The organism is Peribacillus simplex, from assembly GCF_900156045.1.
Lineage (GTDB): Bacteria > Bacillota > Bacilli > Bacillales > DSM-1321 > Peribacillus > Peribacillus simplex_D.
Genome location: NZ_FTMX01000006.1, coordinates 20,314 through 37,592 on the forward strand (window position 1 = coordinate 20,314; position 17,279 = coordinate 37,592).

The 17,279-nt window shown below is 43.1% G+C and carries 15 protein-coding genes and 1 riboswitch; of the genes, 9 read left to right on the forward strand and 6 right to left on the reverse strand.

What is annotated here, in order from left to right:
- Positions 1–169: 169 nt before the first annotated feature.
- The 3 genes from BW986_RS19870 to BW986_RS19880 are packed head-to-tail and all read right to left on the reverse strand — an operon-like array spanning position 170 to position 2,705.
- Positions 170–961, reverse strand: coding sequence for an ABC transporter permease (locus BW986_RS19870; RefSeq protein WP_260320910.1), 792 nt, complete (start codon positions 959–961; stop codon positions 170–172).
- The gene (locus BW986_RS19875; RefSeq protein WP_076370010.1) at positions 951–1,721 is read right to left on the reverse strand and encodes an ABC transporter ATP-binding protein; all 771 of its coding nucleotides are present in this window, start codon (positions 1,719–1,721) and stop codon (positions 951–953) included. The genes BW986_RS19870 and BW986_RS19875 overlap by 11 nt, the downstream gene beginning before the upstream one ends.
- A 27-nt stretch (positions 1,722–1,748) precedes the next feature.
- The gene (locus tag BW986_RS19880; protein ID WP_076370609.1) at positions 1,749–2,705 is read right to left on the reverse strand and encodes an ABC transporter substrate-binding protein; all 957 of its coding nucleotides are present in this window, start codon (positions 2,703–2,705) and stop codon (positions 1,749–1,751) included.
- A 180-nt stretch (positions 2,706–2,885) separates the two neighbouring features.
- On the opposite strand from BW986_RS19880, the gene BW986_RS19885 reads away from it, so the two are divergent.
- The 4 genes from BW986_RS19885 to BW986_RS19900 all read left to right on the forward strand — a co-directional run bounded on the left by BW986_RS19885 (position 2,886) and on the right by BW986_RS19900 (position 5,463).
- Positions 2,886–3,674 carry an alpha/beta hydrolase family protein gene (locus BW986_RS19885; protein WP_260320911.1) on the forward strand — a complete coding sequence of 263 codons (789 nt, stop codon included), beginning with the start codon at positions 2,886–2,888 and terminating at the stop codon, positions 3,672–3,674.
- Positions 3,675–3,715: 41 nt separating this feature from the next.
- On the forward strand, positions 3,716–3,958 hold the full coding sequence (locus BW986_RS19890) for a DUF2584 domain-containing protein (RefSeq protein ID WP_076370015.1): 243 nt from the start codon (positions 3,716–3,718) through the stop codon (positions 3,956–3,958).
- Between the two features lie 231 nt (positions 3,959–4,189).
- Positions 4,190–4,654 carry a 2-thiouracil desulfurase family protein gene (locus tag BW986_RS19895; RefSeq protein WP_076370611.1) on the forward strand — a complete coding sequence of 155 codons (465 nt, stop codon included), beginning with the start codon at positions 4,190–4,192 and terminating at the stop codon, positions 4,652–4,654.
- 38 nt (positions 4,655–4,692) lie between these two features.
- Positions 4,693–5,463 carry a sulfite exporter TauE/SafE family protein gene (locus tag BW986_RS19900; RefSeq protein WP_076370017.1) on the forward strand — a complete coding sequence of 257 codons (771 nt, stop codon included), beginning with the start codon at positions 4,693–4,695 and terminating at the stop codon, positions 5,461–5,463.
- Positions 5,464–5,936: 473 nt separating this feature from the next.
- On the opposite strand, the gene wecB is transcribed toward BW986_RS19900, so the two are convergent.
- Complete coding sequence (gene wecB, locus BW986_RS19910) at positions 5,937–7,073, reverse strand: non-hydrolyzing UDP-N-acetylglucosamine 2-epimerase (RefSeq protein ID WP_076370019.1); 1,137 nt, start codon at positions 7,071–7,073, stop codon at positions 5,937–5,939.
- 196 nt (positions 7,074–7,269) lie between these two features.
- On the opposite strand from wecB, the gene BW986_RS19915 reads away from it, so the two are divergent.
- The 3 genes from BW986_RS19915 to BW986_RS19925 are packed head-to-tail and all read left to right on the forward strand — an operon-like array spanning position 7,270 to position 11,158.
- Entirely contained in the window at positions 7,270–8,475 is a 1,206-nt protein-coding gene (locus BW986_RS19915; RefSeq protein ID WP_076370021.1) for a glycosyltransferase family 4 protein, read from the forward strand.
- A gap of 23 nt (positions 8,476–8,498) precedes the next feature.
- Positions 8,499–9,815, forward strand: a complete 1,317-nt coding sequence (locus BW986_RS19920; protein ID WP_076370023.1) for a glycosyltransferase — start codon at positions 8,499–8,501, stop codon at positions 9,813–9,815.
- Between the two features lie 41 nt (positions 9,816–9,856).
- Complete coding sequence (locus BW986_RS19925; protein ID WP_076370025.1) at positions 9,857–11,158, forward strand: nucleotide sugar dehydrogenase; 1,302 nt, start codon at positions 9,857–9,859, stop codon at positions 11,156–11,158.
- A 564-nt stretch (positions 11,159–11,722) separates the two neighbouring features.
- On the opposite strand, the gene pckA is transcribed toward BW986_RS19925, so the two are convergent.
- Positions 11,723–13,309, reverse strand: coding sequence for a phosphoenolpyruvate carboxykinase (ATP) (gene pckA, locus BW986_RS19930; protein ID WP_076370027.1), 1,587 nt, complete (start codon positions 13,307–13,309; stop codon positions 11,723–11,725).
- 430 nt (positions 13,310–13,739) lie between these two features.
- Positions 13,740–13,902: riboswitch (SAM riboswitch) on the forward strand.
- Between the two features lie 162 nt (positions 13,903–14,064).
- Between pckA and metK the strand changes: the two genes are divergently transcribed.
- Positions 14,065–15,258 carry a methionine adenosyltransferase gene (gene metK, locus BW986_RS19940; RefSeq protein WP_076370031.1) on the forward strand — a complete coding sequence of 398 codons (1,194 nt, stop codon included), beginning with the start codon at positions 14,065–14,067 and terminating at the stop codon, positions 15,256–15,258.
- Between the two features lie 453 nt (positions 15,259–15,711).
- On the opposite strand, the gene BW986_RS19945 is transcribed toward metK, so the two are convergent.
- Positions 15,712–16,230: a gamma carbonic anhydrase gene (locus BW986_RS19945; protein WP_076370613.1), complete on the reverse strand. Its 519-nt coding sequence runs from the start codon at positions 16,228–16,230 to the stop codon at positions 15,712–15,714.
- Positions 16,231–16,439: 209 nt separating this feature from the next.
- On the opposite strand from BW986_RS19945, the gene BW986_RS19950 reads away from it, so the two are divergent.
- Entirely contained in the window at positions 16,440–17,243 is an 804-nt protein-coding gene (locus tag BW986_RS19950; RefSeq protein WP_076370033.1) for an alpha/beta hydrolase, read from the forward strand.
- Positions 17,244–17,279 lie beyond the last annotated feature (36 nt).

Below are 17,279 nucleotides of genomic sequence, written 5' to 3' on the forward strand. Positions count from 1 at the left end.
TTTACGAGTAAATCGCCGAAACTCACGAGTAAATGGGCGAAACTCACGAGTAAATGTGCGGAATTCACGAGTAAATCGCCCAAACTCATGAGTAAACCACCGAAACTCAACTAAATTCTGTTTTATGTCAGCATGATTGAAAAACTGCCGAGGGTTATCGGCAGTTTGGTTAGTCTTTGATTAATTTTCGCTCGAGCAGTTCTACTAGTTGATACATGATTGTGGCAAAGACGGCAATGATCATCAAGGCAAGCATTACGAGGGTGAAGTTGAAGACTTGAAAGCCATAAATGATGAGGTAGCCGAGTCCTTTGGCCGAAACAAGGAATTCCCCTACGATGACTCCGACCCAGGAGAGGCCGACATTCACTTTCAATGTCGAGATGATCGTTGGGAAAGAGGCGGGTAAAATGGCTTCCCGAAAAGCTTGTGTTCTTGTGGCACCAAAGGTTTGGAGTACCTTCAGGTAGTTCGGGTCGACTTCGCGAAATGCTGTGTAGACGACGATGGTGGTGATGATGATGGAGATGATCGCCCCCATCGAGATGATGGATGGAAAGCCAGGGCCGAATGCTACGATGATGATGGGGCCGAGTGCCACTTTCGGCATGGCATTTAAAATGACGAGATAGGGGTCAAGTGTTTTGGACAATCTTGGCGACCACCAAAGTAGGGATGCCAGGATCGTTCCAAGCAGTGTCCCTATGATAAAGCCGAAAACGGTCTCGAATAGCGTCACTCCGGAATGGGATAGCAGTGTTCCATCACCTAGTTTCTGTATGAAAAGATGCCATACTTTAGTTGGGGAGCTGAAGATGAGCGGATCGATCACTTCCATCCGGGATAAGAGTTCCCAACTGCTGAAAAAAACGATGAAAATCAGGATCTGATAAAAGCGGATGAGCCTGTTTTCCTTTTTTAATGAGGTTTTATATTGGTTATGAAGCTGTTCAATATTCAAGGCTCTCAAGCTCCTTCCATATCGTTTGGAATAGCATCGGATATTGGGGATGGTTTCGTGCATGGAAAGGCGTGAGTTCACGCAGTTCATCGGGCACCTTGAAGATTTTGTGCACGCTTCCCGGGTTCGCGGAAAACAGGTAGATGCGGTCACTCATTGCAATGGCTTCACCGATATCATGGGTGACGAGCACGGCTGTCTTTCCGAAGGATTTCAAGGTTTCAAAAACAAGGTCTTCCAGCTTCAGCTTCGTTTGGTAATCAAGAGCCGAAAATGGTTCATCAAGCAAAAGGATTTTTGGGTCGACCGCCAGTGTCCGTGCCAGTGCGGCCCTTTGCCTCATTCCTCCCGAGAGTTCGCGCGGATATGATTTTCCGGTGCCTCCCAATCCAACGTCACTTAAAAGCTTCAGCGCTTTTATTCTTTCAAGGCCTTCATCTTTTTTGATCAGTTTCAATCCTAATAAAACATTTTCTTCTATTGTCTTCCAGGGAAATAGATAATCCTGTTGCAGCATATAGCCGATTGAAAGGTCGCTGTTGGCTTTCAGCGGTTTGTTTTCGAGCAGGATCTTTCCTGCAGTGGGCGGAAATAGCCCGGCGATGATGGAAAGCAGGGTGGTTTTTCCGCAGCCGCTCGGACCTAGAAAAGAGACGAATTCACCTTTTTCAATGTCGAGGGAAATGTCCGCTAGTGCGGTCGCTGCCGTCTGATTTGAAAAATAAGTATGGTGAATGTCTTGGATTTTTAAAAAGCTCATCGGACATCCTCCTTACCTTTAGTTATGCTATTTTGTGACTTCTTCTGCAAAATCTGTATTGACCAGCTCATCATGGCTTATACGTGAAGGCAGCTCACCTGCTTCATCCATGATGTTTTGCAGATTGTTCCATTCTTCTTCATCAAGAATGGGGTCTGTGGCAAAGGATCCTTGGTCTTTGTAGCGGTTGATAACAGTTTCCATCGTCTCGATGTTGGTATCTTCAAAATACGGCTGAATGACTTCGGCAATTTCGGCAGCATCATTTTCCTGAACCCAATCCTGTGCTTTCTTCAATGCCCTCGTGAATTTTTCGACAGTCTCTTTGTCTTCTTTCAAATAGCTTTCCTTAGCCATATAAACTGTATAAGGAAGATGCCCGGACTCGGTGCCGAAAGAAGCGACGATATAGCCTTTTCCTTCTTTTTCAAACACACTGGCCGTTGGTTCGAACAGTTGAACGAAGTCGCCGGTTCCGGAAGCGAAGGCAGTTGCGACATTGGCAAAATCAATATTCTGGATGAGGTTCAAATCTTTTTTCGGGTCTATGTTATGTTTTTTCAATACGAACTCGCCGGCCATTTGTGGCATTCCGCCTTTTCGCTGGCCTAGGAATGTAGAGTTTTTCAGCATATCCCAATTGAAGTTGTCAATTTTTTCACGTGAAACAAGAAACGTTCCATCCGTCTGTGTTAATTGAGCGAAGTTGATGACCGGGTCGTTCGAGCCTTGTGCCTGAACGTAGATCGATGTTTCAGAGCCAACGAGAGCAATATCCGCACCATCGGTCAGAAGCGCGGTCATTGTCTTGTCTCCGCCTGCCGTCGTTTTCAAATCAATGCTTAAACCCTCATCTTTAAAAAATCCTTTTTCAATCGCTACATATTGCGGTGTATAGAAAAGGGAGCGGGTTACTTCGGCAACCCTGACTTTCGTTGTTTCCTGTTGCTTGTTGCCGCATGCTCCAAGCGGGATCACCAGCATGCACAGAAGTAATAATACGACACCTGCTTTACACCATTTTTTCAAAATTCCTTCCTCCTTGATATATAGGTATTTTGCCTACATTATCGTATGAACGGAAGAAGAAAATGTGAATGCCTCTTAGGGGATAAAAACAAGCGGATGTTTTACAATAAGAATAAGGAGAAAGGAGAGTGGAAATTGGAGAACGGAACGATTATTTCAAAACGGCGGTTTCCATCACCGCATCCACGAATCCATCTTTATTCAGTCACATACATATCACAAGGCCTGAAGGTGAAGGGGCTCTTAGCTGAACCGGTTGATGGCGAGATACATGACGCTTTCTTATATTTACGAGGCGGAATAAAAAATGTCGGCAAGGTGAGGCCCGCAAGGATCGTGCAGTATGCCGTAGAAGGATTCATCGTTTTTGCCCCTTTTTACCGTGGAAATCAAGGCGGGGAGGGAGATGAGGATTTTGGAGGCGAAGATAGGTTCGATGCGATATCAGGATTCAATCTTCTTGAACAGCACCCCCGCGTGAACAAGGATCACATTCATATCCTCGGATTTTCCCGTGGCGGCATCATGGCGCTTTGGACTGGGATATACTGCAGGAATGCAGCATCGATCGTCACATGGGGAGGTGTGTCGGATATGTTTTTAACATATGTCGAACGTGTCGATATGCGTCGGATGATGAAGCGGGTCATCGGCGGAACACCTAAAAAATGCCCCGATCAGTATGAATACCGTACGCCATTGTTTGCAATTGAAGATTTGAATGTACCCGTTCTGATCATTCATGGTGAAAAGGATGACAATGTCGCCATTGAACACGCGTACCGGTTGGAAAAAAGGTTGAAAATGCAGGACAAAGAGGTAGAAAGCTGGTATTTCCCTCAATTCACTCATTACTTCCCACCCGCCGTGAACAGAAAAGTAGTCGAAGATTTAACATCTTGGATGAAAAGTAAAACCGAATAATGATAGAATGAAGTATATATTGGCAAGAGGAGGAGATACACATGGGCATGCCTATGGAGCTAAATACCATGATCGTTACAAAAGGGAACGAAACCCGTGAAGAAGAAAACATTTTTCGGCTGTCGAAAGATGGTTACAGGTTATACCCTATCGATATTCCAATCGATGTCCGCAAGACGATTCAATCTGACTCAAGCGGAACAGCCGTTATCCAAAAAATTGAATGGACCAGTGAAAAGACCATCATTACGTACCAACTACTATCACTGAACTCAACTAACTAAATAGACAAGCGCTTGCCGGGAATCGTCTTCGCAGCAAGCGCTTTTTTTGATTGTGTGCATAATTCGACCTGTGCACCAGCGAAATCGACCGTAAACTCCCATATTCGACTTATACGCCAATCTTCCAACCGACATCTTTCAGCACAAGATCCCTGGCGGATTCAATCTTCGAAATCACTGTCATTAAAAGAATGGTAAAATGGTGTAAAGCGCATGAGGTTGGGTGATTTGATGATTTTGGTGAGTTCTTGTTTAGCGGGTCTTGAGGTAAGATACAATGGTACACACAGCCTGGATGATAGAATTATGGAATTGGTGAAGGAGAAAAAGGCCATAGCGGTTTGTCCTGAGTTGCTTGGCGGTTTTTCGACACCGAGGGATCCTGCGGAGATAGTTGGCGGTGAAGGTGGGGATGTCCTTGATGGAAAAGCGAAGATCATCGAAAAGTCGGGCAGGGATGTAACGGAATTGTACATAAAGGGAGCGAATCTTACGTTATTGAAAGCCCTGGAGGTAGGGGCGACGTTAGTCGTTTTAAAAGAAAATAGTCCATCCTGTGGAAGTGCCACGATTTATAATGGGGAATTCAATGGGGAGAAGAAGGTCGGGAATGGAGTGACCGCGGCTTTGCTTAGGCGGCATGGATTCACGGTCATTTCAGAGGAAAGTTTATTCGATTATCTGAAAAATGAGTAATGGCATTTTAGATAGTGCTTTGGAAAGAAGGGGAATACATGGAGGATATCAATCTCTATACTTTGCTATTTTTAGTACTTGCGGGTTTTATAGCCGCATTCATCGATTCCGTTGTGGGCGGGGGCGGATTAATTTCCATTCCGGCTTTATTGTTCACGGGGATTTCGCCTTCAGCGGCACTTGCCACTAACAAGCTGGCGGGTACAATGGGATCTTTAACGAGTACGATTTCATTCATTCGGGCTGGAAAAGTGGATTTCAAATTCGTCATCAAGCTGTTTCCGATTACTGTGATTGGAGCGGCGTTAGGAGCATACGTTGTACATTTCGTTTCCGCAGAGATACTGAAGCCCCTCATTTTGATTTTGCTGGTCATTGTAGCGATTTATACGTTGGTAAAAAAGGATTGGGGTAAAGATGCAAAGTATAAAGGGCTGAAAAGGAAGAAAATGATTCTTTTGATTGTCATAATATTTGCGATTGGTTTTTATGATGGTTTTCTTGGACCGGGCACAGGTTCCTTTTTATTATTTTCATTTTTGATCATCGGGTTTGATTTTGTCCAGGCAGCCGGGAATGCAAGAATATTGAATTTCGGAAGCAATATTGCCGCACTTATCATTTTCTTATCCATGGGGACCGTCAATTTTGCCTATGGAATTCCGATGGGTCTGGCAATGGTCGCAGGAGCATTGGTAGGAACGAACTTCGCAATTAAGAAAGGTGCTTCATATGTACGGATATTATTCATTTGCGTCACGATCTTATTGATTGGGAAAAATGTCCTTAATTATTTCCATGTGCTTTGATGGAGGGTTTACGGGAATGAGTCTATTAAAAATGGCCGGGGATACAAAGCGTATTTGCGGCCATTTTTACATTCATATTGTGAAATTCAAGTCCGAGCGAACACCAAATTGATCCTTAACCTTACCTGATTTTTCATACTAATCCTCCTGTTTCGTGTCATGACTATCGATTCGGCAGGGAGATTTTATCCTCCTTATCAAAACAAACTTCGCAGATGAAGCTTCCTTCATTTTTTAAATATGCCTTTATTTCAGTCATCCCTTCTACGCTTCGGATAACGCATCTTCACAAGAACGACTTCGTCCCCCTTAATTTCTTTACCACATTTACCACACTTGGGATCTTCCCCGAACATCTAAACACCTCCAAGCAATTTAAGGTCACATTTTCAAATTCAAATTAGGAGGATGAAAATGGAAGAGTAAAAAGCCTGCCGCTAACGTGACAGGCTTTTCTCATTATTTTTTTTCTTTCATAAAGGAAGGGGGGATTTCATTCCGCAATGCTTTAACAGGATTTCGACAATCCGCTGTGAAGCGAATCCATCTCCATATGGGTTGGAAGCTGTCGCCATTTTTTTATAGGTTTCTTCATTTGTAAGTAAGTCTGAGGCTAATTGATAAATTCGTTCTTCCTCAATTCCTGCCAATAAAAGGGTGCCAGCCTCAATTCCTTCCGGACGTTCTGTTGTATCGCGTAACACAAGGACAGGAACACCAAGTGAGGGCGCTTCTTCTTGCACCCCTCCGGAATCTGTCAATATTAGATGGGCATGCGCCGCAAAATTATGAAAATCAAGCACCTCAAGCGGCTCTATTAAGTGAAGTCTTTCCGTTTCACCAAAAATCCGGTAAGCAATTTCACGGACTACTGGGTTTTTATGAAGCGGGAAAACAACCTGGATATCTGTGTGATCTTCAAGCAGCCGTTTGACGGAACGGAATATTTCTTCCATTGGTTTTCCGATATTTTCCCGTCTGTGCGCTGTCATCAATAACATACGATCTCCATTCAAACCAGATAGAATCGGATGTTCATAGTCTTTCCGTACTGTTGTTTTCAAAGCATCGATTGCCGTATTGCCAGTAATATGGATACAATCACTCTTTTTATTTTCCAAAATTAGATTTTCTGCCGCCTGATTGGTTGGCGCAAAGTGCAAATCAGCTAAGACGCCTGTCAGCTGCCTATTCATTTCTTCAGGATATGGAGAATACTTATTACCAGTCCGGAGACCAGCTTCAACATGACCAATCTGTATCTTATTATAGAAAGCTGCCAAGCTTGCGATGAAAGTTGTCGTTGTATCCCCATGTACGAGGACGATATCCGGATTTATATCTTTCATGAGCGAACTCAATTTTTCAAGCCCTCGAGTCGTAATCTCTTCTAATGTTTGTCTATCCTTCATCATATCCAAATCGTGATCTGGCTTTATTTGAAAACATTGCAAGACTTGGTCGAGCATTTCCCTATGCTGGGCGGTGACCACCACGATGGTTTCTATTTCCTCTGGATGCTTTTTCAGTTCCAAAACGACTGGTGCCATTTTGATAGCCTCTGGTCTTGTACCAAATACGGTCATGACCTTAATACGTTGTTTAGGCATGCTCATTTCCTCCCCTTCTGAATGTCTCCCCCATTATAACGGGAAGTTCATGGGAAATATAAAAATGAAACAATAATTAACAGAATTTTTACAATATTAATGAGGACTTTATATTTCTTTAACCTTCAGTTAATATCTGGCATTTACAATATAAAGCAGGAAGTATAGCTCAGCAGAATAGAGGTGATAGGCGAATATGAAAAGCGTCCTGATGATCGTGCAAAACTTTTATCCGGAAATCGGAAGTGCGGGAAATAGAATGAAAAATATATATCTCCATTTGAAAAGAAACGGATTTGAGGTAACGGTCATCACATTGAAGCCGAGTTATCCTAATCAAAGTTTATATCAAGATACAAAGTTTTGGGATGAAGAAAGCATTGAAGAAGATGTCATCAGGATTAAACCGGACAAAGTGAAGAGGTATACAAGCAATATGGGGAAGCGGTTGCTTCATTATCTTGAAGCGATGTGGCTTTTCATTTATACAATCATCCGTCTCGAAAAAAAATATGATTATGTGTTTGCCACGACCCCGCCGATCTTCCCGACATTTGCAGCGTTGATCGCCAAGAAGAAGATGAAGGCGAAACTCATTACCGATGTAAGGGATTTATGGCCGGAATCGTTGATAGGAGTTGGGGTATTCACTAATAAGTGGGTCTTGAAAATCGCTTTCTTCCTGGAAAGGAAGCTATATCGGCATTCGGATTTTATTATCATCAATAGTCCTGGTTTCAGGGATTATATCGTTGCAAAGGGAGTCAAGGAAGAGGCCATCCAATTCATCCCTAATTCGCTTACTGCGGATGAGCTGACGTTAAAGAATTTGCTTACACCCGTATCGGAAAAAGTAATCAAGGTCGTTTATGCGGGGAATATCGGACTGGCTCAGGACTTGAAAAAACTGATAGCCGTGGCTGAAAAGCTAAGGGAACATAAACGAATCGAGTTCTCGATGATTGGATATGGATATCGGATATCCGAAGTGGAGAAGGAGATAAGCTCTAGAGGGCTGACTAATATTAAGATGATTAATGCGATGAATCGAAGAGTGACCCTTCATGAAGTTTCAACGTCCCATATTGCCTATGTGAGCTTGGTTGAAAAAGAAGTCTTCAATAAGGTTTTGCCTGGTAAAATCATCGATTATATGTGTGTCGGAAAACCGATCGTCGGTGATGTGGACGGCAGGGCCAAGAAGATGCTCAAAGAGGCGAAATGCGGGTTGGTGGCAGAGAGCAGGAATGTTGATGAAATCTGTCAGCATATCTTGACCATGGCCTCAGATCCAGCCCTTCGTGAAGAACTGGGGGAAAACGGTCATCGGTATGCTAAACAACATTTTCAATGGTCTAAAAATATTAAAGGTCTCATCAATGTGATGGAAGCGTCAGGCTGAAAAATCCGGAAGTGGAGGACAACATGGCGAAGAAAGTATGTATGTTCGTGTGGAATCACTTTACAAACGATGCGAGGGTTCTAAGAGAGTGCACAGCACTTACTGAAGCGGGTTATGAAGTCGATTTAATTGCCATTCATAACTGGAAAATCGAGGGCTTGCCCAAAAAGGAGAAACACCAAAATGGATTCTCCGTCACTAGGGTGAATAACCGCTGGGAAGCGCTTCATAGGGTTCTCAGGATCGTAGGCAAATTAAAGAAAAAGAAGTTTGAAATCGTCTTATTGGCCTTATTGGTCTGGAATACGTTGTGGAACTTGAACTTGATCAATGGCTGGCTGGGATCGGGAATACTGTTCGGTTCCCTTGCACTCCTTGCGATGGGCACCATGCTCATCACTAAAACGAAGCTGCCGACCCTATTAACAAGGAGCTATATTTTCGGTCAAATGATCTATCATGGCCGGAAAAGGAAATATGATTTTTATCATTCGAATGACTTGAATACGCTCATGCAGGGAGCGATCAGCAGTAAATGGTTGAGAAGGAAAAAGCTGATTTATGACTCGCATGAGGTGCAAACGAGCAGAACGGGATATAATAGCCGAATTTACGGGATGATGGAGAAATTCCTATTAATGTTCGTCGATGAAATGATTGCCGAAAACCATACGAGAGCTAAGTATAACGAAGACTTATATGGTCTGTATCCGAAGGTGGTCCATAACTACCCGATTCCGACCAATCCTGAGGAAAGTACGGCCGTGAATTTGCATCAGCTGCTCGATTTGCCAGAGAATGAACCGATATTGTTATACCAAGGCGGCGTTCAAATGGGCAGAGGATTAGAGCAATTGGTTGATGCTGTACCGATGATCGAAGGCGGGACGGTAGTCTTTATCGGGGATGGAAGGATCAAGGATGAATTAATGAAAAAGGTAAGCGACATGAATCTGGAGCATCGTGTGAAGTTCCTGCCGAAGGTTCCGGTCGACGAGCTGCTCCATTATACAAAAAATGCGTATTTAGGTTTTCAGATATTGAATAATGTCTGCTTTAATCACTACTCCGCATCTTCAAATAAATTGTTTGAATACATGATGAGCGGTGTACCTGTGGTTGCCTGCAGCTTTCCTGAAATTCAAAAGGTTGTCGATACGGAAGAAATCGGTGTGTGTGTCGATTCACATGATCCAAAATCAATTGCCGAAGGCGTCAATTACTTATTGAAACATCCTGAAAAAAGGGCGGAAATGAGCAATAACTGCCTGAAGGCGCGACAAAAATACAATTGGAAACAAGAGAAGGAAATCTTTATCGAAATCTATCAAACAGCCTAACGAATTAGAGTGTAGCAGAAAAATAGATAGGAGTGGTTTATATGAAACTTTGTACAATCGGACTTGGTTATATAGGACTTCCAACTTCTTTAATGTTTGCGAAACACGGTGTCGATGTTGTCGGCGTGGATATCCATTCTGAGATTATTTCCAATTTGAATAGCGGCAGGCTCCATATCGAAGAACCAGGTTTGGATGAGGTATTGCAAGAAGTGCTTATTTCCAATAAGTTCCGAGCGGCGTTAAGCCCGGAACATGCGGATGTTTTCATTATCGCGGTGCCTACACCAAATAAAAAGGACATACATCAATCTTGTGATTTAACTCATGTCATGGATGCAACCTCCAACATTCTTCCTTTTATCAAAAAAGGGAATGTCATCATTATCGAATCGACGATAGCGCCGAGAAGTATGGATGATCATATTAGACCGATGATCGAGAGGACGGGCCTTACCATCGGAAAAGACATTTTCCTCGTTCATTGTCCGGAACGTGTTTTACCTGGAAGGATTCTTGAAGAGTTGGTTCATAATAACCGTATCGTCGGGGGCATCACGGAAACATGCTCATATAAAGGAAGTCTTGTTTATAAAACCTTCGTTCAAGGGGAGATCATTCAGACGGATGCGAAAACGGCTGAAATGTCCAAACTGATGGAAAACACCTTCAGGGATGTCAATATTGCCCTTGCGAATGAGCTGACGAAAATCTGTTTCGAGCTGGACATCAATGTTTTGGATGTCATATCGATGGCAAACAAACACCCTCGTGTCAATATACATCAACCAGGGCCAGGAGTTGGCGGCCATTGTTTAGCGGTCGATCCGTATTTCGTCGTTGCAAAGGCACCAGAGTATGCGAGAATCATTAAATTGGCCCGTGATACCAACGTATCGATGCCTTATTACATCGTTAATTCCGTAAGGATGATGCTAGAGGGCATCCGGAAGCCAAAAGTAGCCGTTTTCGGTCTTGCATACAAGGGAAATGTAGATGATATTCGTGAAAGTCCCGCCATTGATGTCGTCAATATCTTGATGGGGATGGAAAACATGGATGTAGCCTTGCATGATCCGCATGTCCAATCTGGAAAGATGCCAGTCGTATCAGTCGAAGACGCTGTAAATGATGCCGACTTGATACTTGTCCTGACTGACCATGATGAATTTAAACAGATGGATTATGATAAGCTATCGAATCTCATGAGCAATAAATTGATTTTGGATACACGTAATTGCATTGATGCAACTAAAACAGATGTCCCGGTGGCCAATCTGGGCAATATATATCAATACAAAACGATGTCCATGAAAAAAGCCAGAAATAAAGCGATCATCTAAAAAACTTGGACAAACACCGAGGACGGAATAAGGATAAAGGGGGCGCTGACTATGACAGTGCCCTTTTTCCAATGAAGAAAAGGACCATGCAAGAGCTTGGTCCTTTCAGACTGAAGAAACGTTCCAGTTGGTTTCAGAATTCAGCTTCCTTTCCACCGAGACTGTCCTGGGAAGCCTCTCTCCGCGGGCATCTGACGGGGGAGGCAAGCCAGTTATTCGACTGCAGGCGCCGTCTTTCGCCATTTACGGCAGTAATAGACTATATACGCCGTCTTTGTGCCATATACGGCAGTAATCGACTGTATACGCCGTCTTTATGCCATATACGACAGTAATAGACTGTATACGCCATCTTTGTGCCATATACGGCAGTAATCGACTGCATACGCCATCTTTGTGCCATATACGGCAGTAATCGACTGCATACGCAGTTTTTCGTCATACCTGGCTTAATAAAGTAAACCATGAAGGATAACGTTTTAAAATCATGGGTCGGGAAGAGTCTTTTCTTGTCGACAAACTGAAAGGACCAAGCAAGAGCTTGGTCCTTTTGTGTACAATTTATTAAGCTGTCGGTCCGCCAAGTTCTTCGATTTCACTTGGAACGCTTTTGAATTTCTTGAAGTTTGCACGGAATTGAGCGGCAAGGTCTGTTGCTGCTGCTTTATAAGCTGCAGGATCTGCCCAAGTCTTGATTGGTTGAAGCACTTCATCAGGAACACCAGGAACATGAAGCGGGATATCCAAACCGAAGATATCATCTTTGATCGTTTCGATGTTCGCTAATTCACCTTCAAGTGCCGCTTGTACCATTGCACGGGTGTAAGCAAGTTTCATACGGCTTCCAGTTCCGTATGCTCCGCCAGTCCATCCAGTGTTGACAAGGTATACCTTTGCATTGTGCTCGTCAATTTTATCACCAAGCATCTCGGCATAGCGTGTAGCTGGAAGCGGTAAGAATGGTGAACCGAAGCAAGTCGAGAATGTAGCTTCCGGTGAAGTTACGCCTCTTTCAGTACCAGCCAATTTACTAGTGTATCCGCTTAGGAAGTGGAACATTGCCTGTTCTTTGGAAAGCTTGCTGATTGGAGGCAGAACGCCTGAAGCATCAGCTGTCAAGAAAATGATTGTATTCGGGTGTCCTGCAATACTTGGGTTCACGATGTTATCGATCGCTTGCATTTGGTAAGCAGCACGAGTGTTTTCAGTCAATGAACTGTCATCATAGTCCGCTTCACGTGTATCCGGATCAACAACAACATTTTCCAGTACCGCACCGAAACGGATCGCATCGAAAATTTGTGGTTCTTTTTCACGTGAAAGGTTGATCGTTTTCGCATAGCAGCCGCCTTCGATATTGAATACACCGTTAGAAGACCAGCCATGCTCGTCATCGCCAATCAGTTTACGGCTAGTGTCTGCAGATAAAGTCGTTTTGCCTGTACCGGACAGTCCGAAGAATAAAGCGACGTCCCCTTCACGTCCTACGTTAGCAGAGCAATGCATTGGAAGGATTCCAGCCTCTGGAAGTAAGTAGTTCATGATCGAGAAGATCGATTTTTTCATTTCTCCTGCATATTCCGTTCCGCCGATCAGGATGGTACGGCGTTCAAATGAAACGATGATGAAAGTTTCGGATGTGGTACCGTCCACTTCCGGATCTGCTTTGAAGTTAGGTGCAGAAAGGATTGTGAATTCAGCTTCGTGACCTCTCAGTTCCTCTTCGTTTGGACGGATGAACAAAGTATGGGCGAAAAGGTTATGCCAAGCATATTCATTAACAACACGGATAGGAAGACGTGATGTTTCGTCTGCACCAGCGAAACCTTTAAAAACAAAAATCTCTTCTTTTGCTTTTAGGTAGTCAACTACTTTATTATATAGTTTATTGAACACATCTTCGGAAATTGGCTGGTTCACTGGACCCCAATCGATTTTATCTTTAACTGATGCTTCTTCCACGATATATTTATCTTTAGGTGAACGACCTGTATATTTGCCAGTTTCAGCTTTTACCGCACCGGTTGATGTTAGAACGCCTTCTTTTCTGCTTAATACTTTTTCGACCAATTGAGGAACTGAAAGTTGAGTTTGCACATTGTTTCCTGTTAATAATTGGTGTAACTCATTAGAAACGTCTACAGAATTCATATATGAGGTACCTTCCTTTGTTTAAGTTTTTAGATTACAATTAGTATAACACATTCATTTAATTAGTCTATACTATTTCTTTTAATTTGTGATTATTTTCAGCTGGTTGCGTTAATCATTTTAATCCGGCAGGAACTAATTCAGGATTATCGCATATACTTCCATGAAGAAAATTTTATTTTAATAGGAAGTAAGTAAGCAATATATGTCTAAAGGGAAAGTAAGGATGTCGTTCCATTTCGGATGCTCATTACTTTATTATTAATGGCAATTTACAACATTTCTATTCGTATTTTGCATTGTAAACCCATCTAGGACGTTGTATCAACATGTTTTTTCAAATGAATGCCATTCTGTATGGAAATGTTCTTTTTAGAAAAGCATTGACAAATTCAAGCCAGATACGATAATATCTTAAATTGTACGGATTCTCTTATCCCGAGTTGGTGGAGGGACAGGCCCTTTGAAACCCAGCAACCTGCCATATTGAACTTGACTCCAAGATCGATCGCCGAAAATAAAGCGAAGGTCTTCAAGGAATAGTGGTGATGGTGCTAACCTGAGCAAGGTAAAAAACCCTTGAACGATAAGAGTGAAAGGATAGAAGACAGAATGTTAAACCTTTCCTCATTTGCCAGGGAAGGTTTTTGTGTTTTTATAAGTAATTCTGTGTCTATAGTTGAAACTAATGAGGGAAACGAGTTCCGTAAAAATCAGGCTTTTGCCTGCAATATACTAACTTCCAAGGAGGAAATATGATGTCAAAGAAACGTCTATTTACTTCTGAATCTGTTACAGAGGGCCATCCGGACAAAATTTGTGACCAGATTTCAGATTCCATTTTAGATGCTATCCTAGCTAAGGATGCAAATGCACGTGTTGCGTGTGAAACTAGCGTAACTACAGGTCTTGTACTTGTTGCTGGTGAAATTACAACGTCCGCTTACGTGGATATTCCGCGTATCGTTCGTGATACGATTAAAGGAATTGGCTACACACGTGCGAAATACGGTTTCGATGCTGAAACTTGTGCCGTGTTAAGTTCCATTGATGAGCAGTCTGCCGATATCGCAGCTGGTGTCGATAAAGCATTGGAAGCTCGTGAAGGAAACATGTCAGAGGAAGAAATCGATGCAATCGGTGCAGGGGACCAAGGTCTTATGTTCGGATTTGCTTGTAATGAAACAGAAGAGCTTATGCCGCTTCCGATTTCATTGGCGCATAAACTTTCATTCCGCTTGGCTCAAGTTCGTAAAGATGAAACTCTTGCTTACTTACGCCCTGATGGTAAAACACAGGTAACTGTGGAATATGATGAAAATAACGTTCCTGTACGTGTAGATACGATCGTTATCTCTACACAGCATGATGCAGAAGTTACGCTTGAACAAATTCAAGCCGATCTAAAAGAACATGTGATCAAAGCAGTCGTTCCAGCTGAATTGATCGATGCCGATACTAAATACTTCATCAACCCGACTGGCCGTTTCGTAATTGGCGGACCTCAAGGGGATGCTGGTCTTACTGGACGTAAAATCATCGTTGATACTTACGGCGGATACGCTCGTCACGGCGGCGGTGCATTCTCTGGTAAGGATGCTACTAAAGTTGACCGTTCTGCTGCATACGCTGCTCGTTACGTTGCGAAAAACATCGTGGCAGCCGGCCTTGCCGACAAAGCGGAAGTTCAATTGGCATACGCAATTGGTGTGGCAGAGCCAGTATCCATCTCAATTGATACGTTCGGAACTGGTACAGTTAGCGAAGAAGTCCTTGTTGACCTAGTTCGCGCTAACTTCGACCTTCGTCCAGCTGGTATCATCAAAATGCTTGACCTTCGTCGCCCAATCTACAAACAAACAGCTGCCTACGGACACTTTGGCCGTACAGATGTCGATCTTCCATGGGAACGCACGGACAAAGCAGAAACATTAAAAGCACAAGCGTAATCCATATAAATAAAGGTGTCCCGCAATTAGCGGGGCACCTTTTTTATGGATTAATTTTGCCGTCAGCGGGAATAATTCAAGAAATCAAAGAAATTCAACTTACGTGCAATACGCGTGAGTCAGGGTCGTTTACAAGTTTGTTTGGTTCAACTATTCGTGAGTTTGTAGCATTTACTCGTAAGTTAGATCAGTATACTCGTGAGTTTGCAGCAGGTACTCGCGTGTTTGTAGCATTTACTCGTGAGTTAGTGCGGTTTACTCGCGTTAGAGCAGTATACTCTTGAGTTTGTAGCAGTTACTCGTGAGTTAGAGCGGTTAACTCGTGAGTTTGTAGCATTTACTCGTAAATTAGAGCAGTATACTCGTGAGTTTGTAGCAGTTACTCGTGAGTTTGGAACGTTTACTCGTGAGTTTCAGTACAATACTCGTAACTTTCAGTCAATTGATCGTGAGTTACTTTATTCGTTCCGCCGTTTTATAGTATTGGCCTTTTTCGGCGTATTCACGTACGATGCGTTCCATATCCTGGCGGTCTTCTTCATTGATTTCGCGAATGACTTTAGCTGGACGTCCGAATGCCAGCATGTTTGGTGGAATGACTTTGCCTTGGGGAACGAGACTGCCGGCACCGATGAAGGCCCCTTCGCCGATTTCGGCTTCATCAAGTACGATCGATCCCATGCCGATCAAAGCTCCTTTGCAGATTTTACAGCTATGTAAAATGACCTGATGGCCAATGGTTACTTCATCCTCGATGATCAATGGATTATTTGGGCTTTGGTGCAGGACGCTGTTATCCTGTATACTGACTTTTTTCCCGATGATGGTTGGGGATACATCCCCGCGTATGACGGAATTGAACCAAATTGATGTTTCTTCGCCGATTTTGACATCACCTGTCACGACAGCATTTTCAGCAATATAAGCGCTTTCAGCAATTTCAGGTTCTTTGCCTTTATACGGATAAATAATCATTTTCAATCATTTCCTTTCCGAAGTGAATGTTTTTATGTATTATTTTAATATACCGTATGCAAATACACTTGGCTATTTATAATAGCAATGTACAACTTGTTAGATTTCTTTTTTGTCGAAAATCACGAATATGGTTATAATTTATATATATTATTTTGACTATCATGGATCGTACACAACAAGTGAAAAGGAAAGGGGGATTTCGAATGTGGAAATGGGAGACAGAAGGAGACGCAAAAGGCGTCATTGTCATCATTCATGGGGCAATGGAACATCACGGACGTTATAAGTGGGTAACACAAATGTGGCTTTCAGCTGGATACCATGTCGTCATGGGCGACCTTCCTGGGCAGGGTATGACAACTCGCGCCTACCGGGGACATATCGATTCCTTTGATGAGTATTTGGACGAGGTGAAAAGCTGGATAGAAGAGGCTTACGAATATTCGTTGCCGGTCTTTTTACTTGGACACAGCATGGGTGGTTTGATTTCGATCCGCCTTCTTCAGGAAGAGGAATGGGACATTGCAGGGGTGATTCTTTCTTCTCCTTGCTTGGGCCTCGTGACGAAGCCGCCGAAGTTCCTTACAACCATCTCTCATGGTTTGAACATCATGATGCCTCAGTTCAGGGTAGATTCCGGATTGACACCTGAAATGGCGACGAGAAGTGCGGAAATTCGTGAATCCGATAGAAACGATACATTATATATCACGAAGGTTTCGATTCGATGGTATCGCGAGCTGGCACAGGCCATGAAGGATGCTTTTGAAGAGATTCCTGAATTTCAGGATGTGCCGCTTTTGGTCATGCAGGGCGGAGATGACCGAATCGTGAATAAGAAGGCGGTTCGTGAGTGGTTTAATTATAACTTGGCCAGTGAAAAGCAATATAAGGAATGGCCGAAGCTTTATCATGAAATCTTCAATGAACCAGAGCGTGATGATGTATTTCAATATGCGCTGAGTTTTGTTGAAAACCGTTTAAAGATATTAGGGTATGTCGTTTGATCAGTACATACTGTCACGATAAATGAAAAAGCTGCC